The following is a 19155-nucleotide window of genomic DNA, read 5'->3' as shown; positions in this document are numbered from 1 at the left end:
CGGCACCAGCGTCAAAAGCAGAACCAATGCGGCGCAACGACCTGTTCGCATCGCAAATCTGTTCCCGCGCAGCGCGGCTTGACACCGCAAGCTCGTGGTCTAGCTATGGACTGAAATGATGGCGCGCAAAAGGGAGCGCAAAATGGCCGCAGCTACGGACGATCAACTCGGCTTTGCCCCCGACGACGACGCCCCGATCGGCTACATGAAGCGGACCCGCGATTATTATGCGGCGATCGGCTACACCACCCCCTACCGCTGGGCGCACTACACTTCGGCCCCGTTCCAGCCGTTGACGAAGCCGCTGAGCCAGTCCCGCGTCGCCATCATCACGACGGCGGCGCCGTTCGATCCTGCCCGCGGCGACCAGGGTCCGGGCGCGAAATACAACGGCGGGGCAAAATTCTATTCTGTCTACGACGGCGATACGTCGCAGCAGCACGATCTGCGAATTTCGCACATCGCCTATGACCGCACCCACACCACGGCGACCGACAGCGGCACCTGGTTCCCGCTGGCGCAGCTCAAGCGCCTCGCCGCGGCAGGCACGATCGGCGAAGTCGCCCCGCGCTTCTTCGGCGCTCCGACCAACCGCAGCCACCGCGTCACCATCGAGACCGACGCGCCCGAAATCCTCAAGCGCTGCCGCGACGACAAGGTCGACGCCGCGGTGCTGGTGCCGAACTGCCCGGTCTGCCACCAGACCGTCAGCCTGGTGGCGCGGCATCTCGAAGCCAACGGCATCCCGACCGTCGTGATGGGCTGCGCCAAGGACATCGTCGAGCACGCTGCGGTGCCGCGCTTCCTGTTCTCCGATTTCCCGCTCGGCAATTCGGCCGGCAAGCCACATGACGAGGCCTCACAGGCCTTAACGCTGGAGCTCGCGCTGCGCGTGCTGGAGTCTGCGCCCGGCCCGCAGACCACCGTGCAATCGCCGCTGCGCTGGAACGCGGATGCGTCCTGGAAGCGCGACTACAGCAATGCCGAGGCGCTGAGCGCCGAGGAGCTGGCACGGCTGCGTCGTGAGTTCGACGCGCAGAAGGAAATCGCCAAGGGCCTGCGCGTCGCGTAGCGCCGGGCGTTGCGTCCACGCTCACTAAGCTAACGGTGTCATCGCCCGGCTCGACCGGGCGATCCAGTACTCCAGAGACGTTTGTGAAGACGGAGAAGCCGCGGCGTACTGGGTCCCCCGGTCAAGCCGGGGGACGACACTGGTGGTGAAACGCCTACGCGTGCACAGGGACGGCATCACGTGACGTCCCTTCCTCAGCCCCCGCATAACGCCGCGCCAGCGCCGCACATGTCATCAGCTGGATCTGGTGAAACAGCATCAGCGGCAGCACGATCAGCCCGACCGACTGCCCTGCAAGCAGCACGCTCGCCATCGGCAATCCGCTCGCCAGGCTCTTCTTCGAGCCGCAGAACATGATGGCGATGCGGTCGGCGCGCGAGAACCCGAGCAGCTGGCTGCCGAAATTGGTGATCAGCAGCACGACCGCGAGCAGCAGTGCATCGAGGCCAAGCACGATGGCCATCTGCGTCGCATTGACCTGGTGCCAGATGCCGTGGCTGACGCCGTCGCTGAACGCGGTGTAGACAATCAGGAGGATCGAGCCTCGATCGACCAGGCCGAGCATCGCATGGTGCCGCGCGACCCAGCTTCCGATCAGGGGCCGCGACAATTGCCCCGCCACGAACGGCAGCAGCAACTGCACGACGATGTCGAGCGCGGCATTGCCGGAGAACCCGCCATGGCTGGAGAGCAGCACGCCCGCCAGCAGCGGCGTCGCGACGATGCCGAGCAGATTGGAGGCGGTCGCCGAGCACAGCGCCGCCGACACATTGCCATGCGCGATCGAGGTGAAGGCGACCGAGGACTGCACGGTCGACGGCAGGATGCAGATCAGGATCACGCCCGCCCACAGCGCCGGCGTCAGCAGATGCGGCGCCAGCGCATGGGCAGCGAGCCCAAGCAGCGGGAACAAACCGAAGGTCGAGAGGAAGATCACGAGATGCAGCTTCCAGTGCCGGGCGCCGACCAGCGCCTCCGTGGTCGACAGCCGGGCGCCGTGCAGGAAGAACAGCAGCGCGATCGCAGCGTCGGTGGCGTAGCCGCCGATCACGGTGCCCTGCCCGTGCAGCGGCAGCAGCGTGGCAAGCCCGACCATGCCGACGATGGCAGCGATATAGGGGTCGACGGGTACGAGTGATCGCAGGCGGCTGATGGTCATGGCAGGTTCCTTTCCTTGATCGGAAGGTGGCGCCTCTCAGGCCAATTGTGAACCGCACTTACCGCTGTTATTGTCATTACATTACGTAATGATGGACCCGCCATGCTCGACCCCGCCCAGTTAGAGACCTTCCTCACCGTGGTGCAGACCCAGAACTTCACCGAGGCCGGTCGCCGCCTCGGCCTGAAGCAGTCGACGGTCAGCCAGCACATCCGCAAGCTGGAAGCCGCCGCCGGCCGTCGGCTGTTCGTGCGCGACACCCATTCGGTGGCGCTCACCGCCGACGGCGAGGCGATGACCGGCTTCGCGCGCCCGATCCTCGAGGCCAATGCGCGCGCCCGCGACTACTTCGCGGGGTCGCAGGTACGCGGAAAGGTTCGGTTCGGCGCCGCCGAGGATTTTGCCAGCTCCCGCCTGCCAGATCTTTTGCGCGATTTCGTCCGCCGCCATCCGCAGGTTGATCTCGAGCTGACGATCGGTCTCAGCGCCGTGCTGTACCAGCAGCTCGACGCCGGCGAGCTCGACCTCGTGCTCGGCAAGCGGCGGCCCGGCGACGCGCTGGGACAGCTGGTGTGGCAGGACCGCCTGGTGTGGACTGGCGCGCCGGGCATGCGGCTCGATCCCGAGCAGCCATTGCCGCTGATCCTCTACGCGCCGCCGAGCGTCAGCCGCAGCGTGGTGCTGGAGGCGATGGAGCGGTTCGGGCGGCCATGGCGCATCGTCTGCTCCAGCGGCAGCCTCAGCGGCCTGCGCGCCGCGGCTCTTGCCGGCCTCGGCATCACGCCGCAGGCGCAAGGCTTGATCCCGGACGGGTTGGAGGCGATGCCGGCGGCAGGCCTGCCGCCGCTCGGCAGCGTCGAGTTCGTGGTCCGCACCGCGCGCCGGACCAGGCGCGGCCCGGCCGTCGAATTGGCGCAGGCCATCACCGCGCATGGCGGCCGGCTACGGCCGTAGTCACGGCAGTGTGGATCGGTCCCGCGGCAAACTCGCTGCACCTCTCCCGCTTGCGGGGGAGGGAATGCACTTCCAACGCGGCCAGCGCTCGGGCGATCCGAGCAAGTCGAACGTCAGGCGGGCTGCGCTTCCGTGACCTGCACCGCGCCGAGCATGCCCGTGCGGTCGTGGCAGCCGAGATATTCGAAGAACTGCTCGTCGGCAGCGGCGACCGTGACCTCGTGATACAGCCTGAGCTTCGCTGACGGCCCCAACGTGGACAGATACTTCATCGCCGCGCCGAAGATCCGGACATGGGTCGGATGCGATTCCGCCCAGCGCTCCAACGCAGCGAGGCTCTTCCACCAGCTCTGCCCGTAGGACTTTTCCATCACTCTTCCATCCGCATCGACGACACGCATGTAGCGGTTGGCGTAGCAGCCGATCGGCACGCCGTCGTCGCGCAGAAAATCCATGCCCTCGCGCAGCACCGGCTCGACGTCGTCGAGATACATCTTGCGTTCGGAGGCCTCGGTGTCGCTCCAGTCCTGTCCGGAGCGGATCAGGCAGAGATTGTCATGCGCGACCACGCGGATGCGCGCGCCGTCGCGGATGACGCGCGGCTCGCCACCGGGCGTCATCGCGTCGGTCTGCGACAGCGGGATGCGGTCGCGCATGCCGCCCCAATAGGCGTGCTCCTGCACCTCGCCGCTCATGCCATCGGCAAGAACCGCGACGCCCTCCGGGCGGCCGAGCGACGAGAACAGCGTCTCGTAGCGCGCAACTTGCGGCCGCAGCACCTCGATGAAACGGCCGACGCCGTCGGCGGCGGCGCCGCCGGTCCAGGCCTCGCGGGCACCGCCGAACCAGGCGTCGAAACGCCCGGCATCGTCCCAATAGGCGACCGAGACGACATTGGTGAAGCCGGCCTGGTCGACATATTGCGCGCGATCCCAATGGGTCGGGCCATTCTCCGTGGCAAAGCGCCTTGCGATTTGCGCCAGCGCCCCGGTCGCGGCGGCCGTCGGCTCGCCGCGAAACTGCACGCCGAAATAGGCCATGATCACGCTTGCGACCGCGGGCTTGTGGCGCGCGACGAAGGACGGATACGGCGGCGCATAGTCGTCAGGCACACGACGATGACGGGAGCGCGCCGTCTGCAAATGAGGAGGAATCGCGGATTCCATGACAGTCACCTCCGGTTCGATGTTGCCCTGACGCGTTCAGCTCGCGGCCGCGTCGATCTCCTCGAAGCTGTCGAGCGGCAGCGCGAAATGCTCGACGCGCTTTGAGGGCTTCTTGTTCAGCAGCAGACGCGTGACGTCGGGCCGCGAATAATGCCCGGCCGGATCGGCGGCATTCTTGGCGATCCCGATCGCGCCGAGATCGATATCGGCGAACAGCAGCCCCTCCTGATCGGGCGGCAGCTTCTCAGCGATCGAGCTGCCGTCGGGCCCATAGATCGCGGCGTGTCCGCCGCCGACATGCAGCAGCGCGTGCTTGTCCTCGCGGTCGCACATCTCGTCGATCATGGCCTGCGAGACTGTGGCACAGGGCGCCAGCACGAAGCACGAGCCCTCGACGGCATAGACGCGTGAGGCCGCGTTGTTGACCTCCCAGCCGAGCGCCGGCGCGAACGGATCGTACAGCGAGAAGCTCGGCCAGGCCGCGACATGTACCTGCTCGTTCTGGGCATACATCGCGTATTTCGACAGCGGCTGCAGATGCTCCCAGCAGCACAGCGCGCCGAGGCGGCCGATGCCGGGGCGGTCGTGCACTGCAAGGTCGCTGCCGTCGCCCTCGCCATAGACGGTGCGCTCGGCGTGGGTCGGCCGCAGCTTGCGCCGCTTCGCGATGGTCTCGCCGTCAGGTCCGATCAGCCATTGCGCGAGGTAGAGGCTGCCGCCCTCGCGCTCGGACAGGCCGAGCACCGCGGTCATGCCGGCCTTCTTCACCGCAAGGCGCAACTTCTCCGCCTGCGGACTATCGTAGGACAGGGAGTTGTCGAAATAGCGCTGCACGAAACCGCGCCCGATCGCCCAGGCCGGCGAGTCCAGCCAGATGTACCAGGGATAGCCGGGGATGAACGCCTCGGGGAACGCGATCAGTTTGGCCCCCTTGGCGGCTGCCTCCTCGATCAGCGCGATGCTCTTGGCGATGGAGGCGTCGAGGTCGAGCCAGGCCGGCGCGGCCTGCACCACCGCAACGCGATATTTCGGATGTTCGATACCCATGATGTCCTCCTCGCAGCCGGCCGCTCCGGCCGGTTCGGTCTTGATCGGCCCTAGCGGGCTCTGACATCATGCTGCCCCGGGACCGGGCCTGCCGTTCGACCAGAACGGAAGGAAAATTCGACTGCGGAGGAGATTCCCCCGGCCGTCACCGGTACGAAGCTTGCTTTGTTTGCGTGGCCAGCGTTTGCACTCGTGAAGGGAGGAAATCATGCCGGCCCTGTTCACCACGGACACCGCGCCCACGCATCGGCGCCTGGCGCTCTGGCAAGACATCGTCTGCGACGTGTTCGTGCAGCTCGACTGCAAGTCCGACCTCGGCACCGCCTTCCATGGCGCCATCACCAGCACGCAACTGGGGCCGGCGAAGTGTTCGGTCGTTTCGTCGAGCCGGCAGCGGGTGCTGCGCACACCGTCGCGGATCGCGCGCGCCAGCGAGGACTTCGTTCTGTTCGCGCTCGGCCGCAGCGGCTCGGGCGGCGTGGTGCAGGACGGCCGCGAGACCGTGATCCAGCCCGGCGAGTTCGCGTTCTACGACACCACGCGGCCCTATGAGCTGCGCTTCAACGACGACTTCACGCAGAGCATCTTCCAGGTGCCGCGCGCAATGCTGCACCGGCGCTTTGCCGGCACCCAGGGTCTGACGGCGACGACATTCACGTCCGATCGCCCGGTGCAGCGGCTCGCCTGGCAGTTCATCTCGGGGCTCGCCGATATCGCCGACAGGCTTGATCCGGACAGCGCGATCCGCCTCGCCGATCAGGCCGCGGACCTGCTCGCGATGGCGATCAGCGAGCGCGTCGGCGGCGCCGCGCTGCCGGCCTCGACCCACCGCTCCGCCCTGCTCTACCGGCTGAAGGCGCATGTGCTCGCGCATCTGCCGAATCCCGAGCTCGGCCTCACCGAAACCGCCGCGGCGCTCGGCATCTCGCCGCGCTACGTCAACAGCCTGCTCGCCGACGAGGACACCTCGTTCCAGCGCTTCGTGCTGGCAGAGCGGCTGGAGCGCTGCAAGCGCGACCTCGCCTCGCCGGCACACGCGCATCGCCACATCAGCGAGATCGCGTTCGCCTGGGGCTTTAACGACCTCTCGCATTTCGGCCGCGTGTTCCGCGATCATTACGGCCTGTCGCCGCGCGAGTGGCGGCACAGCCGGCTGCCGAACTGAAGTGTTGTCGAGCGAAGCCTGTGCCGCACCTGACGCGGGATGGGTACCGGTTCGCGTTAAGAAAACCCGTCAGGACAAGGCTCCGGCGGCGCTTTGCGGCGCAAAATAGCCGGGAATCCAAGCCTTCACGGATGCAAACAATTTACACTAACTGCAACGGGTTCCGTTCGTACCCTTCTTTTCGCAGGTCCGGACCGGTACAGTTGTGCCGTTCATTTGAGGAGGATTTCCCATGCAGGACCGGCGCCAGAGCCCACGCGACAAGGTGTTTTACGGTGCGGTTGCGGAGATCAATGAACGCGGCTCGACGATGGATTGCGTCGTCCGCAACATCAGCGAACGTGGCGCCTGCGTCGAATTTGGCGATGCCGCACGTCTGCCCGAGGAGATGAATCTGAACGTCGCGCGCAAGGGCCGCTCGTTCCTGGCGCGCCTGATCTGGCGCCAGGCCAACAAGGTCGGCCTCGCCTTCCGGATCATGACCTCGGACAACCCGGTAAGCGATCTCGACGAGCGGGTCCGCCGCAGCGAGATCAAGAAGCGGCAGCTGCAGCGGCGCATCAAGGAACTGCTCGGCCAAGGCTGACAATCGAGGCTAACAATCAAGGCTAACATCGAGGCTGAGCTTCTTGGCGTTCCCCAGCCTCGTTTCGGTGCACCCGGGGCGGACATTTCGGGGGTTGCAAAGGTCAGGTTAATCCAGCATCCGGTAAGCCCGCCAAGCTGGAACCGAGAGCAACCTCACGACATGTCGTCCGCGATTATTGAGCATCCCGACGGGCTGCCGCAGCCGCAGCGCAATTGGGCCATTCTCACGATCGCGCTGGGCCTCGTGATGGCCGTCGTCGACGGCTCGATCGCCAATGTCGCGCTGCCGACCATTGCCCGGGATCTCAACGCCAGCCCGGCATTCTCGATCTGGATCGTCAACGGCTATCAGCTGGCGATCACGATCTCGCTGCTGCCGCTGGCCTCGCTCGGCGAGATCATCGGCTATCGCCGCGTCTATCTGGCGGGGCTGCTGCTGTTCACGCTGGCGTCGCTGTTCTGCGCGCTGTCGCATACGCTGCCGCTGCTGACGATCGCCCGCATCCTGCAGGGGTTCGGCGCCGCCGGCATCCTCAGCGTCAACACCGCTCTCGTCCGCTTCATCTATCCGCATTCGCAGCTCGGCCGCGGCATCGGCGTCAATGCGCTGGTCGTCGCGATCTCGGCCGCGGTCGGCCCGACCATCGCCTCGTTCATCCTGGCGGTCGGGACCTGGCCCTATCTGTTCGCCATCAACGTCCCGCTCGGCGTCGTGACGCTGGCGCTGGGCTGGCGGTTCCTGCCGCACACCAGGCCTGCGGTTCATGCCTTCGACTGGCAAAGCGCTGGGATGAGCGCGATCGCGTTCGGGTTCGGCATCAGCGCAATCGACAGCGCCGGCCATGGCGAGGCGCTGTATGTCTGCGCATTGGAGTTCGCGGTCGCCGCGGTCGCCTCGCACTTGCTGTACCGGCGCCAGCAGCATTTGCCCTCGCCGCTGCTGCCGGTCGACCTGCTGCGGATTCCGATCTTCGCGCTGTCGATCGGCACCTCGATCGCCTCGTTCTGCGGCCAGATGCTGGCCTTCGTCGCGATGCCGTTCTACCTCGAAAACCATTTCGGATATTCGGCGGTGCAGATCGGCCTGTTGATCACGCCGTGGCCGATCGCGGTCGCGTTCGCCGCCCCGCTCGCGGGATGGCTGGTCGAGCGCTACCCGGCCGGCCTGCTCGGCGGCATCGGCCTGCTGATCTTCGCGACCGGACTGGGCTCGCTGGCGCTGATGCCGGCCAACGCAGCGCCGATCGACGTGATCTGGCGCATGGCGCTCGCCGGCGTCGGCTTCGGCCTGTTCCAGACCCCGAACAACCGCACCATGATCGCCGCCGCGCCGCGCGAGCGCTCCGGCGGCGCCAGCGGCATGCTGGGCACCGCGCGCCTGCTCGGACAGACCATCGGTGCCGCGCTGGTGGCGATGCTGCTGGCGCGCTATCCGGCCGACGGTACGAGGATCTCGCTGATGGTCGGCGTCGGCTTTGCCGTCGTCGGCGCCGTCCTCAGCACGCTGCGGCTATCCTCCGCCGGCAGCCGCGGCGCCGAGCGGGTACGGGTTCAGGAGGGGCAGCGATTGAAGGGGGAGTGAGGCTGCACGTGACGTAAGACTCGACGGCGCAAACAAAAAGGCCGGCTGTTCAGCCGGCCCTTTTTCATTTGATCACTTGCTTTCGCCTCAGGCCTTGACCATCGGCCCCTTGGAGGCCGGCCCCTTGGTGCCGCCTCCGCCACCGTTGTTCGGACCACCCTTCGGCGGCTTGCGCTTGCGCGGCGGCAGGTTCTCGGGCTTCGGCGTGACCGGGCCCTCGACATATTCGAAGCCGATCTTGTCCTTGGCAGCAGCCTCGTCCTTGACCAGCACGACGCGGACATGTCCGCCGCCCTTGAGGTGGCCGAACAGCACTTCATCCGCGAGTGGCTTCTTGATGTGCTCCTGGATGATGCGCGCCATCGGACGCGCGCCCATCTGCTCGTCATAGCCGTGCTCGATCAGCCAGGCCTTGGCGGGCTCGGACAGCTCGATCGTAACGTCGCGGTCGGCGAGTTGCGCCTCGAGCTGCAGCACGAACTTCTCGACCACCATGCCGATCACCTCGGCATTGAGGTGAGCGAAGGACACGATCGCGTCCAGCCGGTTGCGGAACTCCGGCGCGAACTGCCGGTTGATCGCCTCGTGGTCGTCGCCTTCCCGCTTCGAGCGGGTGAAGCCGAAGGCCTGCCGCGCGAGATCGGCCGCGCCCGCATTCGTGGTCATGATCAGGATCACGTTGCGGAAGTTGACCTGCTTGCCGTTGTGGTCGGTGAGCCGGCCATGGTCCATGATCTGCAGCAGCACGTTGTACAGATCCGGATGCGCCTTCTCGATCTCGTCGAGCAGCACGACGCAATGCGGATGCTGGTCCACGCCATCGGTGAGCAGGCCGCCCTGGTCGAAGCCGACATAGCCGGGAGGCGCGCCGATCAGGCGCGACACGGTGTGCCGCTCCATGTATTCGGACATGTCGAAGCGCAGCAGCTCGACACCGAGCGACGCGGCGAGTTGCTTGGCCACCTCGGTCTTGCCGACGCCGGTCGGACCCGAGAACAGATAGCTGCCGATCGGCTTCTCCGGCTCGCGCAAGCCGGCTCGCGCCAGCTTGATCGACGCTGCCAGCGACTCGATCGCCTTGTCCTGGCCGAACACCGTGCGCTTCAGGGTCTGCTCGAGATGCTTCAACACCTCGGCATCGTCCTTCGACACGCTCTTCGGCGGAATCCGCGCCATGGTCGCGATCGTGGTCTCGATCTCCTTGATGCCGATCGTCTTCTTGCGCTTGCTCTCGGCGACCAGCATCTGCGCCGCGCCGGACTCGTCGATCACGTCGATCGCCTTGTCGGGCAGCTTGCGGTCGTGGATGTAGCGCGACGACAGCTGCACCGCCGCCTCGATCGCCTCATTGGTGTATTTCAGCCGATGGTAATCCTCGAAATAGGGCTTCAGGCCCTTGAGGATCGCAATGGCGTCTTCCACCGTCGGCTCGTTGACGTCGATCTTCTGGAAGCGCCGCACCAGCGCGCGGTCCTTCTCGAAGTGCTGACGGTATTCCTTGTAGGTGGTCGAGCCCATGCAGCGGATCGTGCCCGAAGCCAACGCCGGCTTCAGCAGGTTGGACGCATCCATCGCGCCGCCGGAAGTGGCGCCGGCGCCGATCACAGTGTGAATCTCGTCGATGAACAGGATGGCGTTCGGATGCGCCTCCAGCTCCTTCAGGACCTGCTTCAACCGCTCCTCGAAATCGCCGCGGTAGCGGGTGCCCGCAAGCAGCGTGCCCATGTCGAGCGAGAACACGGTCGCGGCCGCCAGCACCTCCGGCACGTCGCTGTCGACGATGCGCTTGGCGAGGCCTTCGGCGATCGCGGTCTTGCCGACGCCGGCTTCGCCGACAAACAGCGGGTTGTTCTTCTGGCGGCGGCACAGCACCTGGATCGCACGGTTGATCTCGGCATTGCGCCCGATCACCGGATCGATCTTGCCGTCGCGCGCCTTCTTGTTGAGGTTGACGCAATAGGTCTCGAGCGCCTCGCCCTTCTTCTTGGAGTCCTCGTTGCCCTTGGTCTCGGTCTCCTCGTCGACGCCGCGCACCGGCCGCGCCTCGGAGACGCCGGGCCGCTTGGCGATGCCGTGGCTGATGTAGTTCACGGCGTCGTAGCGCGTCATGTCCTGCTCCTGCAGGAAATACGCGGCGTGGCTCTCGCGCTCGGCGAAGATCGCGATCAGGACATTGGCGCCGGTCACTTCCTCGCGACCGGACGACTGGACGTGAATCACCGCGCGCTGGATCACGCGCTGGAACCCGGCGGTCGGCTTCGCATCATCGGCGCCGTCCGTCACCAGGTTTTCGAATTCGGTCTCGAGATAGTTGACGAGGCTGGTCCTGAGCTTGTCGAGATCGACGCTGCAGGCCCGCATCACCGCCGCCGCATCCGAGTCGTCGATCAGCGACAACAGCAGATGTTCCAGCGTCGCGTACTGATGGTGACGCTCGTTCGCGATCGCCAATGCACGGTGCAACGATTGTTCAAGGCTTTGAGAAAAAGTTGGCATTCGCGTCCTCTATGGCCCCCGGCCATCATGATCGCCATTACCGGGTCAGGCAATAACAACCTTCGTGATCGCCATTGATATAGTTACGACGGATCGTGGCGAAAGACCGGTCCCGCGGTGATGGTTTTCTTCTAAATTCGGGGCACCGGGACGCCGTGCGACCACGCCCCGTGATCGTACGGGAACGCCCCTCACAACCGTCAGAAAACGCGTTGCAAGACCCGTTCCGCTCGTCGCGCCGGGTCAATCGTTCCCGCGAACTACTTCTTTTCCATCACACATTGCAGTGGATGCTGATGCTTGCGCGCGAAGTCCATGACTTGTGTCACTTTGGTCTCGGCGATCTCGTAGGTGAACACGCCGCACTCACCGATCCCGTGATGATGAACGTGCAACATGATCGTGGTCGCGGCCTCGGCGTCCTTGTTGAAGAATCGCTCCAGCACGTGAACGACGAACTCCATCGGCGTGTAGTCGTCGTTCAGGATCAGGACGCGATACAGGTTCGGGCGCTTGGTCTTCGGCTTGACCTTGGTGATGACCGAGGTCGACGGGCCGCTGCCCGCGCCACTGCGGTTGTCGTCATTGCTCATTGTCGGCACCGGCGTTGTCGGCACCGGCGCGGCGGGCACCGCCGGCTTGGCCGAAACCGGCTCGGAGATCGGGACTGTCAACGTGGGTCGCAACATGGTTCAGGCGTTCGAATTCCCCAAGGGATGCCGGCAGGAAACCGGATGGCGATTGGAAGGTGGTCGCGATTGCCGCAAGACTGATCGCGGAACCCCCAGCAATCTTTCCAGATTGCCGCTCCCGGTCCGATCCGGCGGCCGGATCGACCTCCCGAATATGGGCCTCGCGACGCCCTGCCGCAAGCGCAGACCCGCCGCAGCCCACCGGTCCGATTCCCGGCGCGGCAACCCTTGGAAGGTTAATCATTTCTGCCTGATTTGACAAAGGATCGGGGCAGCCGATTTAGACGGCATTGAGGATAGCGCGTGCTTTTGCCCTGCTTTTGCGCCCCACCGGTACCAGTTGCCAGGTTTCCCTGGCCCGATTCACCAACTGTTTAGCCGCACGCGTAGAGATGATGGCGCCATCAATAATTTCGATGAGAGTGTCATGCTGGGCTCAGCCATTTTCAATCGCGGCCGCGCCGCTGCCCGCCGGTTTTCCAGGGCAAAGGACGGCAATGTCGCTGTTATCTTCACGCTCGCGATTCTGCCGATTATCGCCTTCGTGGGAGCCGCGATCGACTATACCCGCGCCAACAGCGCCCGGTCCTCGATGCAGGCGGCGCTCGATTCTACCGCGCTGATGCTGTCCAAGGACCTCACCATGGGCAACATCACGGCCGCGCAGATCCCGAGCAAGGCCCAGTCCTACTTCAATGGCCTCTACACCAACAAGGACGGCCAGGGCCTTGCGGTCTCGGCCACTTATACGACCCCGACCTCGAGCGCGGCGGCGACCATCCTGCTGAGCGGGTCCGGCTTCGTCAAAACCGACTTCATGCAGCTTGCCGGTTTTCCAAAGCTGAATTTCAGCAGTTCGACCACCACCACCTGGGGCAACGTCAAGATGCGCGTCGCCCTCGCCCTCGACAACACGGGATCGATGGCCCAGGACGGCAAGATTACCGCGCTGCGAAACGCGGTGGCCGGATCCGGCGGCCTGATCGACCAGCTCAGCGCGCTGAGCAAGAACAATGGTGACGTCTATGTCTCCGTCATTCCGTTCGCCAAGGTCGTCAATGTCGGCACCAACAATTCCGGCCAGAACTGGATCGACTGGACCGACTGGCTCAATCCGCCGACCACCCAGCCCAACAACGGCAGCATGGGGACCGGCAGCCAGAGCCTGCAGGCGAGCCTCCCGATGAACTGGCACGCGGTTGGCCCCGGCGCGAAATGCCCCTGGACCAACAGCAATGGCGGCTTCACCTGCAACACCAGCCCGACCAGCACGTCCAACGCGAACTACATCCCGTCGAGCGGGACCTATTCAGGCTACATCTGCCCGAGCGTCGATTATAACTCTCACACCCGCTACAACGGCTGCTGGGTGAGCACGCCGGCGGGCACCGGCGTATTCTGCACGGGGTCGTCGTCCTGTTCCTGTCCGAAGAATTCGTCCGGCAACAATGTCACTGGTTGCAGTTGCACGACCACGGGCGGCGTCACGTCCTGCTCCGGCAATCTCTACACCCACGACTGGACCCAGCCGGGCCCGTTGGACCTCGTTCACAATCTGGCGCAGCCGCGCGTCAGCGCCGTGGTGGGCTGGACCAACAACAAGTGGACGTCGACCAATCAGCTCCCGACGGTCGCGAACAACTGGCTGCAAGCATCCACCAATCCGATCAGCAACTGGACCGGCTGCGTCACGGACCGCACCCAGCCGAACGATGCGACCGGCGTGCTGCCGAATACATCCGACGTCACCACGCTGTTTCCGGCCAACGAGTATTACGAGAACAGCTCGTATTATTGCAGCAGCAGCGCCTCGCCGCAGCTCGAACCGCTGATCCCGCTGAGCTACGACTGGACCGCGCTGAAGAACGCGGTCAACGCCATGCAGCCGACCGGCGGCACCGACCAGTCGGTCGGCCTCGCCTGGGCGTGGCAGTCGCTGCTGGTGAACGGCCCGCTGAACGCGCCGGCAGAGGACTCCAACACGACCTACAATCGGGTGATTATCCTGCTGTCCGACGGTTTGAACACCGAGGACCGCTGGCCCGTCTACGGCGACGGCAGCTCGCAGGCCTCGGGCAATCCGATCGACGCAAGGCAGGCCCTGCAATGTCAGAACCTGCAGGCCGCGAGGGATTCCGGTGGAAACCCGGCGTACACGATCTACACCATCCAGGTGAACACGAGCTCGCCAGCCGATCCGACCTCAACCGTCCTGAAGAACTGCGCCAGCAGCCCCGACAAATTCTTCATGCTGACCAGCTCGACCCAGATCCTGACCACGTTCAACACGATCGGCACGGCCCTCAGCAAGCTGCGGCTGGCGAAATAACCGCCCGCCTCCCGCCCAACAAAAAAGCCCGGCCGAAACGGCCGGGCTTTTCGTTTGTCTTGATCGGCAGCGCTTACTGAGCGGGCGCGAACTTGGAGACCAGGCCCTCATAGGGCTTGAAGGTCTGCTTGGCGCAGTCGCTGTACAGGCCGGCGATCTTCTGCGATTCCGCAACAAAGGTCTCGTAGGACGAGCGCAGGTATTCGGTCTGCGCCTCGAGCGCCTTGTCCAGCGACTTCACGCCCGACAGCTTCTCGACGAACGACTTGGTGTCTTCAAACGACTTCTTGGCGTAGTCGCCGTAGGCGGTGGCGATCGCCTGGACGCCGCTCTGCAGGTTGTTCGCAGACGCAGTGACCGACTCGAAATGCTCTTTGCCGTAGTTCTGAATGTCTTCGATCTTGACCATGGATTGGAATTCCTTTTCCCAGACTTGAAGGCGCAAATTCCCATTGCCGGGAAGCTCCCGGCCCCCTGACTTGATTAGAATACCGCATTGCACAATAAAGTCAACAAATATTGTGCAACGCACAATCACACTGCGCGATTCCCGGGCATTTGCGCTAAACCCCGGGGGACTACGCAACGGTTGCTTAATCTTTTGGAAACTCGGTCCGCCTAACCTGATTCCCGGACTTTGTTCGCCTTCCGACGGGCAGCCTTGAAAGCTGTTTGTGAACAACACCTTAGCTAGAAGAGCGACCTGAGCCGCCACGAGGGCCGATGGTTCTGCCCGAAGTGGTCTGTTGCGCAGGCAAGGATCGACGGCCGCCGGGCACAATTTCGCCTCACGAGCCAGTGATCTAGATAGAAATTGGGACGGGGAAGTAGATGCTTCGAACAACCTTGGCCTCCTCGCGGGCGCTGCGAGTTGGCGTTCTTGGGCTCGTTACCGTCACGACGGCGATCCTGATCACCAGTGATAGCGCGGAGGCGCGCCGTCATCGGCGCCACACCGCCCGTCATCACCACAGCGAGGCCGCGCGCGAAAGCTACAGCCCGCAATTCGCGACGATCATCGTCGACGGCAATAGCGGCTCGGTGCTGACCTCAACCAGCCCCGACGGACTGCGGCACCCCGCCTCGCTCACCAAGATCATGACGCTCTATCTGCTGTTCGAGCGCCTCGATTCCGGAAAGATGAAGCTCGACACCGAGATGCCGGTTTCCGAGCACGCCTCCGAGCAGGACCCGACCAAGCTCGGCCTGCGGCCCGGCCAGACCATCAAGGTCGAAGACGCCATCAAGGGTCTGGTCACCCGCTCCGCCAATGACGCGGCAGTCGTGATCGCCGAGGCGATCGGCGGCAGCGAAGACGACTTCGCCCGCATGATGACCCGCAAGGCCCGCGCGCTCGGTATGAGCCGGACCACCTATCGCAACGCCTCGGGCCTGCCCAACGACGAGCAGATCACCACGGCGCGCGATCAGTCGACGCTCGGCCGCGCCATCCAGGATCGCTTCCCGCGCTATTATCGCTATTTCTCGACGACGGCGTTCAATTTCCGCGGCCACACCATCACCGGCCACAATCGCCTGCTCGGCAGCGTCGAGGGCGTCGACGGCATCAAGACCGGCTACACCCGCGCCTCCGGCTTCAACCTCGTGACCTCGATCCACCGCGGCAATCGCTTCCTGGTCGGCGTCGTGCTCGGCGGCCGCAGCGGCGGCTCCCGCGACGCCATCATGCGCAACCTGCTGGCCGAGAATATCGGCAAGGGCGCCACCAACCGCACCGTCGCCGCGATCACCGAGCGCAACCCGGCCGACGCCAACGTCCAGGTCGCCGATGCCGACGATGCGCGCGAAGCGGATAGCTCGCCGGTTGCCGCGTCGGAGCCCGCTCCCGCCCCGTTGTCGGCACCGCGCCCGGCCAGCAAGCCTTCGCTGATCGCCGCAGCCGCCGCCGCGCTGCCGCCGCCCCCGGCAAAGCCGGAGCCGCAGGCCAAGCCCGAACCGGCGCCGCTGACCTCAGGCGTGATCCAGACCCAGCAGCTCGCGGCGATTCCGGGTTCGGCTGAGCCGATGAAGCCGGTCAAGGTGAAGACCGTTCAGGTCAAGGCCGGCCAGATCAAGCTCGCCGCGGCCGGCCCGGCACAATCCGCACCGCCGATCACCAGCACAATCCCGTCGCGCGGTGAGATCCCCGAGACCTCCAACGCGATGATGGCGCGGGCCGCCGAGACCTCGAGGCCCGAGATGCCGCCGCAGCCGGCCAATTTCGGCACCGGCAACGGCATCCTCGGCGTGCTGCCGGCGTCGTCCGTGCATGCCCCCGCCGCCGCCCCGGCACCGCAGGCCGTTGCCTCGATCGAGCCGACCCGCAGCCTCCAGGCCGCGTCGCAGAGCAACACCGTCAAGCCCGGTGCCGCGCATTCCGGCTGGATCATCCAGGTCGGCGCGCTGGAATCCGAGGGCGAGGCCAACAAGCGCATCGACCTCGCGCGCAGCTCGGCCCGCGGCCTGCTCAGCAAGGCGGACCCGTTCACCGAGGTCGTGGCGAAGGACAACCGCAAGCTCTACCGCGCCCGCTTTGCCGGTCTCGAGCGCGATCAGGCCGAGGCGGCGTGCAAGACGCTGAAGCGCGCCGAGATCTCCTGCATCACCGTTCGCAACTGATCGACTCGATCGACCGATCGCAAAGGGCCGGCGCCGCAAGCGCCGGCCCTTTTGCTTTGCGGGCGGCGCACGGGAACGAGCGGTCCTTCCGCGCATGGCGCCGCCATGAAAACTTCTCGTCAAGATTTTACGGTTAAGTTTTCCCGAAACAACGATCGGCCACGCCGGACAGCGGCGGGCCAGACGGGGCATCAATCAGAAGCGGAAGGCGGCTCTCGGCTGTGGCGTTGGTAGCGTCGGAGTTAGAGATGCGTGCGAAGCAGAGTATCCTTGGCCTCGTTCACACGGGCAGCGAGATACGTCGAGCCCCCCTGGTCGGGATGCAGTTTCTTCATCAGGGTGCGGTGAGCCCGGCTGATGTCGTCACGCGACGCCCCCGGTTGCAGGCCAAGGATCTGATAGGCCTCCTCGTTCGTCATTTTGCCGCTCGTCGCCGCACGGCCCTGCCCCCCTGTCCGGTCGCCCTGTGCGTCCTGACGCCAGGCGGGAAAGCGGCGGTCCAGATAGCTTTCAAGTAGCGCGACGCTCTCGGCGTCGAAGCTAGGGACCATCGCCAAGAGCTGCGACAGGTCGAACTCGTCGAGCATGCGGCCGGCCTGCGGTCCGGCCACGATCTGCCCGGAGAGCACGCCGCTGCCGTGATCGAGGCTCATGTCCAGATATTGCGAGCGCACCCGCGAGCTTTGCCCGGGGCTGCGCGAACCGCCGAACATGCCGCCGAAATTGGGAAGCCCGGTGTTGCCGAACGGCGACCAGCCGAGCAGTCCGGCGCCGAAGATGCCGAGCGGGATCGCCACCGCCAGTTCGCCCCGCACGCCGGTAAAGGCCGCCACCGCCAGCGCGAGCACCCCGCCGCCGATCTTGATCGCACGCGCAAGCACGGCGGGATTGGCCGCACGAAACATCTGCAGCGCGGAATAAAGGACGACAACGGCGACGACGCCGGCGATCAGAGTTGGCATGCGCGGAATATAAGCGGCCCGGCCGCAAAAAGCATGCGAAGCTTCGTCTCACCGGAGCGTGAAGCGCCACGCGTGGCGTCGCCCGCTGCGCTTGAGTAGCCTGCACCGACCGCGCTGGAGGACGCCCCATGGCGATTGACGGACTGATCAGCCTTCGCAGCAATGCCGGGCCGAAGGAGACTGCGACCGGCTCAAGGCCGAACTTCAGGCCAGTGGGCTGACCTTGTTTGCGCAGATCGATCATGCTGCCGGCGCCGCGAGCGCCGGCCTCGCGCTCCGTCCAACCGAACTGTTCGTGTTTGGCAATGCGAAGGGCGGCACACCGTTGATGCAGGTTACCCAGACGATCGGGATCGATCTGCCGCTCAAGGCGCTGGTCTGGCAGGACGACGCAGGCGACTGCTGGCTCTCCTACAACGATCCGGCCTGGCTCGCAGAACGGCACGGCGTCGCCGAAACGGCCAGACAGGTCACGGCCAACATGTCGACGCTGCTCGGCACGATTGCAAAGGCCGCAACGTCAGGCAAAGCCTGACCCGGCAAGCCTATTTCATCTGGCCGATCAGCTTGGCCGCGCCGCTCGTCGTCTTCGCCAGTCGCAGCAGCGCCTCGCGGCCGCCGGCGGCATAGGCCGCAGCGGCACGCAGCAATTCGCGCAGTTGCGCCGCCGCGCCGGGATCGAACCTGCACCACGCGCCGCCGGTCAGCCGCGCGATCTCGCGAAACGTCTGCTCGGCGGTGGCGTCCGCGCCCTCCTGGAACATGAACACCGGCACCTTGAGCAGGCCGAGCTCGCCGGCGCTTGCGCACAGCGCGTCGGCGTTCTCCTCCATGGCGTCGCCCACGAACACCAACGCGCGCACGCCTGAGGCGACCGCTTCGCGGCGTGTCTCCGACAGCACCTTGCCGATCTGGGTATTGCCGCCCTGGCAATCGATCTTGCTCATCAGCCGCGCAAGCTGCGCACTGTCCGAGATCCAGCCGGTGGCCCGGCACTCATTGAACCCGCGATAATAAACGAGGCGGATGTCGAGGCTGCCGAGCGCGCCGGCCTCGCGGAACATGTCGGCTTGCAGTGCGCACGCCATGTCCCATGTCGGCTGCCGGCTCATCGTGGCGTCGAGCGCGAACACCAGGCGACCGCGTGCACCGGCGCGATGCGGCGACATCGCCCGCGCTTCGCAACGAAGGCGGCGATGTCGTTCGCGCTCGATGTCGGCACACCAGGCGTATCGGCCGTGCGCACGTCGCTTCCGGATGTCGGTTTGATCGTCTTGCCAGCCATCAGCGCTTGCCTCGTACAGCAAACACTATGTGGGCCGCG

Annotated in this window: 16 protein-coding genes and 1 pseudogene; 9 read left to right on the top strand and 8 right to left on the bottom strand. The window is 65.5% G+C overall.

Going from position 1 to position 19155, the window contains the following annotated elements; all coding sequences use genetic code 11:
• Positions 1-142 precede the first annotated feature (142 nt).
• Positions 143-1072, top strand: coding sequence for a glycine/sarcosine/betaine reductase selenoprotein B family protein (locus ALC15_RS32935; protein WP_050630881.1), 930 nt, complete (start codon positions 143-145; stop codon positions 1070-1072).
• Positions 1073-1226: 154 nt separating this feature from the next.
• Here ALC15_RS32935 and ALC15_RS32930 read toward each other — a convergent pair whose 3' ends face one another.
• Positions 1227-2231: a bile acid:sodium symporter family protein gene (locus ALC15_RS32930; RefSeq protein WP_050630880.1), complete on the bottom strand. Its 1005-nt coding sequence runs from the start codon at positions 2229-2231 to the stop codon at positions 1227-1229.
• A gap of 102 nt (positions 2232-2333) precedes the next feature.
• Here ALC15_RS32930 and ALC15_RS32925 point away from each other — a divergent pair, with 102 nt between their 5' ends.
• Positions 2334-3185 carry a LysR family transcriptional regulator gene (locus ALC15_RS32925; protein WP_050630879.1) on the top strand — a complete coding sequence of 284 codons (852 nt, stop codon included), beginning with the start codon at positions 2334-2336 and terminating at the stop codon, positions 3183-3185.
• Positions 3186-3298: 113 nt separating this feature from the next.
• Here the strand turns inward: ALC15_RS32925 and ALC15_RS32920 are convergent, their stop codons facing one another.
• The gene (locus ALC15_RS32920; RefSeq protein WP_050630878.1) at positions 3299-4351 is read right to left on the bottom strand and encodes a phenylacetaldoxime dehydratase family protein; all 1053 of its coding nucleotides are present in this window, start codon (positions 4349-4351) and stop codon (positions 3299-3301) included.
• 36 nt (positions 4352-4387) lie between these two features.
• A complete protein-coding gene (locus ALC15_RS32915; protein ID WP_050630877.1) occupies positions 4388-5398 on the bottom strand; it encodes a carbon-nitrogen hydrolase family protein in 1011 nt (336 codons plus the stop codon).
• Between the two features lie 208 nt (positions 5399-5606).
• Here ALC15_RS32915 and ALC15_RS32910 point away from each other — a divergent pair, with 208 nt between their 5' ends.
• The 3 genes from ALC15_RS32910 to ALC15_RS32900 all read left to right on the top strand — a co-directional run bounded on the left by ALC15_RS32910 (position 5607) and on the right by ALC15_RS32900 (position 8733).
• The gene (locus ALC15_RS32910; RefSeq protein WP_050630876.1) at positions 5607-6563 is read left to right on the top strand and encodes an AraC-like ligand-binding domain-containing protein; all 957 of its coding nucleotides are present in this window, start codon (positions 5607-5609) and stop codon (positions 6561-6563) included.
• Between the two features lie 232 nt (positions 6564-6795).
• Positions 6796-7149 carry a PilZ domain-containing protein gene (locus tag ALC15_RS32905; RefSeq protein ID WP_050630875.1) on the top strand — a complete coding sequence of 118 codons (354 nt, stop codon included), beginning with the start codon at positions 6796-6798 and terminating at the stop codon, positions 7147-7149.
• A gap of 162 nt (positions 7150-7311) precedes the next feature.
• The gene (locus ALC15_RS32900; protein ID WP_050630874.1) at positions 7312-8733 is read left to right on the top strand and encodes an MFS transporter; all 1422 of its coding nucleotides are present in this window, start codon (positions 7312-7314) and stop codon (positions 8731-8733) included.
• 87 nt (positions 8734-8820) lie between these two features.
• Here ALC15_RS32900 and clpA read toward each other — a convergent pair whose 3' ends face one another.
• The gene (gene clpA, locus ALC15_RS32895; RefSeq protein ID WP_050630873.1) at positions 8821-11229 is read right to left on the bottom strand and encodes an ATP-dependent Clp protease ATP-binding subunit ClpA; all 2409 of its coding nucleotides are present in this window, start codon (positions 11227-11229) and stop codon (positions 8821-8823) included.
• A 260-nt stretch (positions 11230-11489) separates the two neighbouring features.
• A complete protein-coding gene (gene clpS / locus ALC15_RS32890; RefSeq protein WP_050630893.1) occupies positions 11490-11822 on the bottom strand; it encodes an ATP-dependent Clp protease adapter ClpS in 333 nt (110 codons plus the stop codon).
• Between clpS and ALC15_RS43645 the strand changes: the two genes are divergently transcribed.
• On the top strand, positions 11815-12180 hold the full coding sequence (locus tag ALC15_RS43645; RefSeq protein WP_128089651.1) for a hypothetical protein: 366 nt from the start codon (positions 11815-11817) through the stop codon (positions 12178-12180). The genes clpS and ALC15_RS43645 overlap by 8 nt on opposite strands.
• A 168-nt stretch (positions 12181-12348) precedes the next feature.
• The gene (locus ALC15_RS32885) at positions 12349-14250 is read left to right on the top strand and encodes a TadE/TadG family type IV pilus assembly protein (RefSeq protein WP_050630872.1); all 1902 of its coding nucleotides are present in this window, start codon (positions 12349-12351) and stop codon (positions 14248-14250) included.
• A gap of 73 nt (positions 14251-14323) precedes the next feature.
• On the opposite strand, the gene ALC15_RS32880 is transcribed toward ALC15_RS32885, so the two are convergent.
• The gene (locus tag ALC15_RS32880; RefSeq protein ID WP_021078275.1) at positions 14324-14659 is read right to left on the bottom strand and encodes a phasin family protein; all 336 of its coding nucleotides are present in this window, start codon (positions 14657-14659) and stop codon (positions 14324-14326) included.
• A gap of 422 nt (positions 14660-15081) precedes the next feature.
• Here ALC15_RS32880 and ALC15_RS32875 point away from each other — a divergent pair, with 422 nt between their 5' ends.
• Entirely contained in the window at positions 15082-16869 is a 1788-nt protein-coding gene (locus ALC15_RS32875; RefSeq protein ID WP_050630871.1) for a D-alanyl-D-alanine carboxypeptidase, read from the top strand.
• 242 nt (positions 16870-17111) lie between these two features.
• Here ALC15_RS32875 and ALC15_RS32870 read toward each other — a convergent pair whose 3' ends face one another.
• Positions 17112-17831 (bottom strand): DnaJ domain-containing protein, encoded by a 720-nt coding sequence (locus tag ALC15_RS32870; RefSeq protein WP_050630870.1) that lies wholly within the window; start codon positions 17829-17831, stop codon positions 17112-17114.
• 223 nt (positions 17832-18054) lie between these two features.
• Between ALC15_RS32870 and ALC15_RS32865 the strand changes: the two genes are divergently transcribed.
• Positions 18055-18366 (top strand): DUF302 domain-containing protein, encoded by a 312-nt coding sequence (locus ALC15_RS32865; protein WP_347336339.1) that lies wholly within the window; start codon positions 18055-18057, stop codon positions 18364-18366.
• A gap of 10 nt (positions 18367-18376) precedes the next feature.
• On the opposite strand, the pseudogene ALC15_RS32860 reads toward ALC15_RS32865, so the two are convergent.
• Positions 18377-19116, bottom strand: a pseudogene (locus tag ALC15_RS32860) (vWA domain-containing protein).
• Between the last annotated feature and the right edge of the window lie 39 nt (positions 19117-19155).

The sequence above is a fragment of the Bradyrhizobium viridifuturi genome (assembly GCF_001238275.1).
Classification (GTDB): domain Bacteria; phylum Pseudomonadota; class Alphaproteobacteria; order Rhizobiales; family Xanthobacteraceae; genus Bradyrhizobium; species Bradyrhizobium viridifuturi.
Note: the sequence above shows the minus strand (reverse complement) of the source record. Positions and strands in the feature narration are given on the sequence as shown.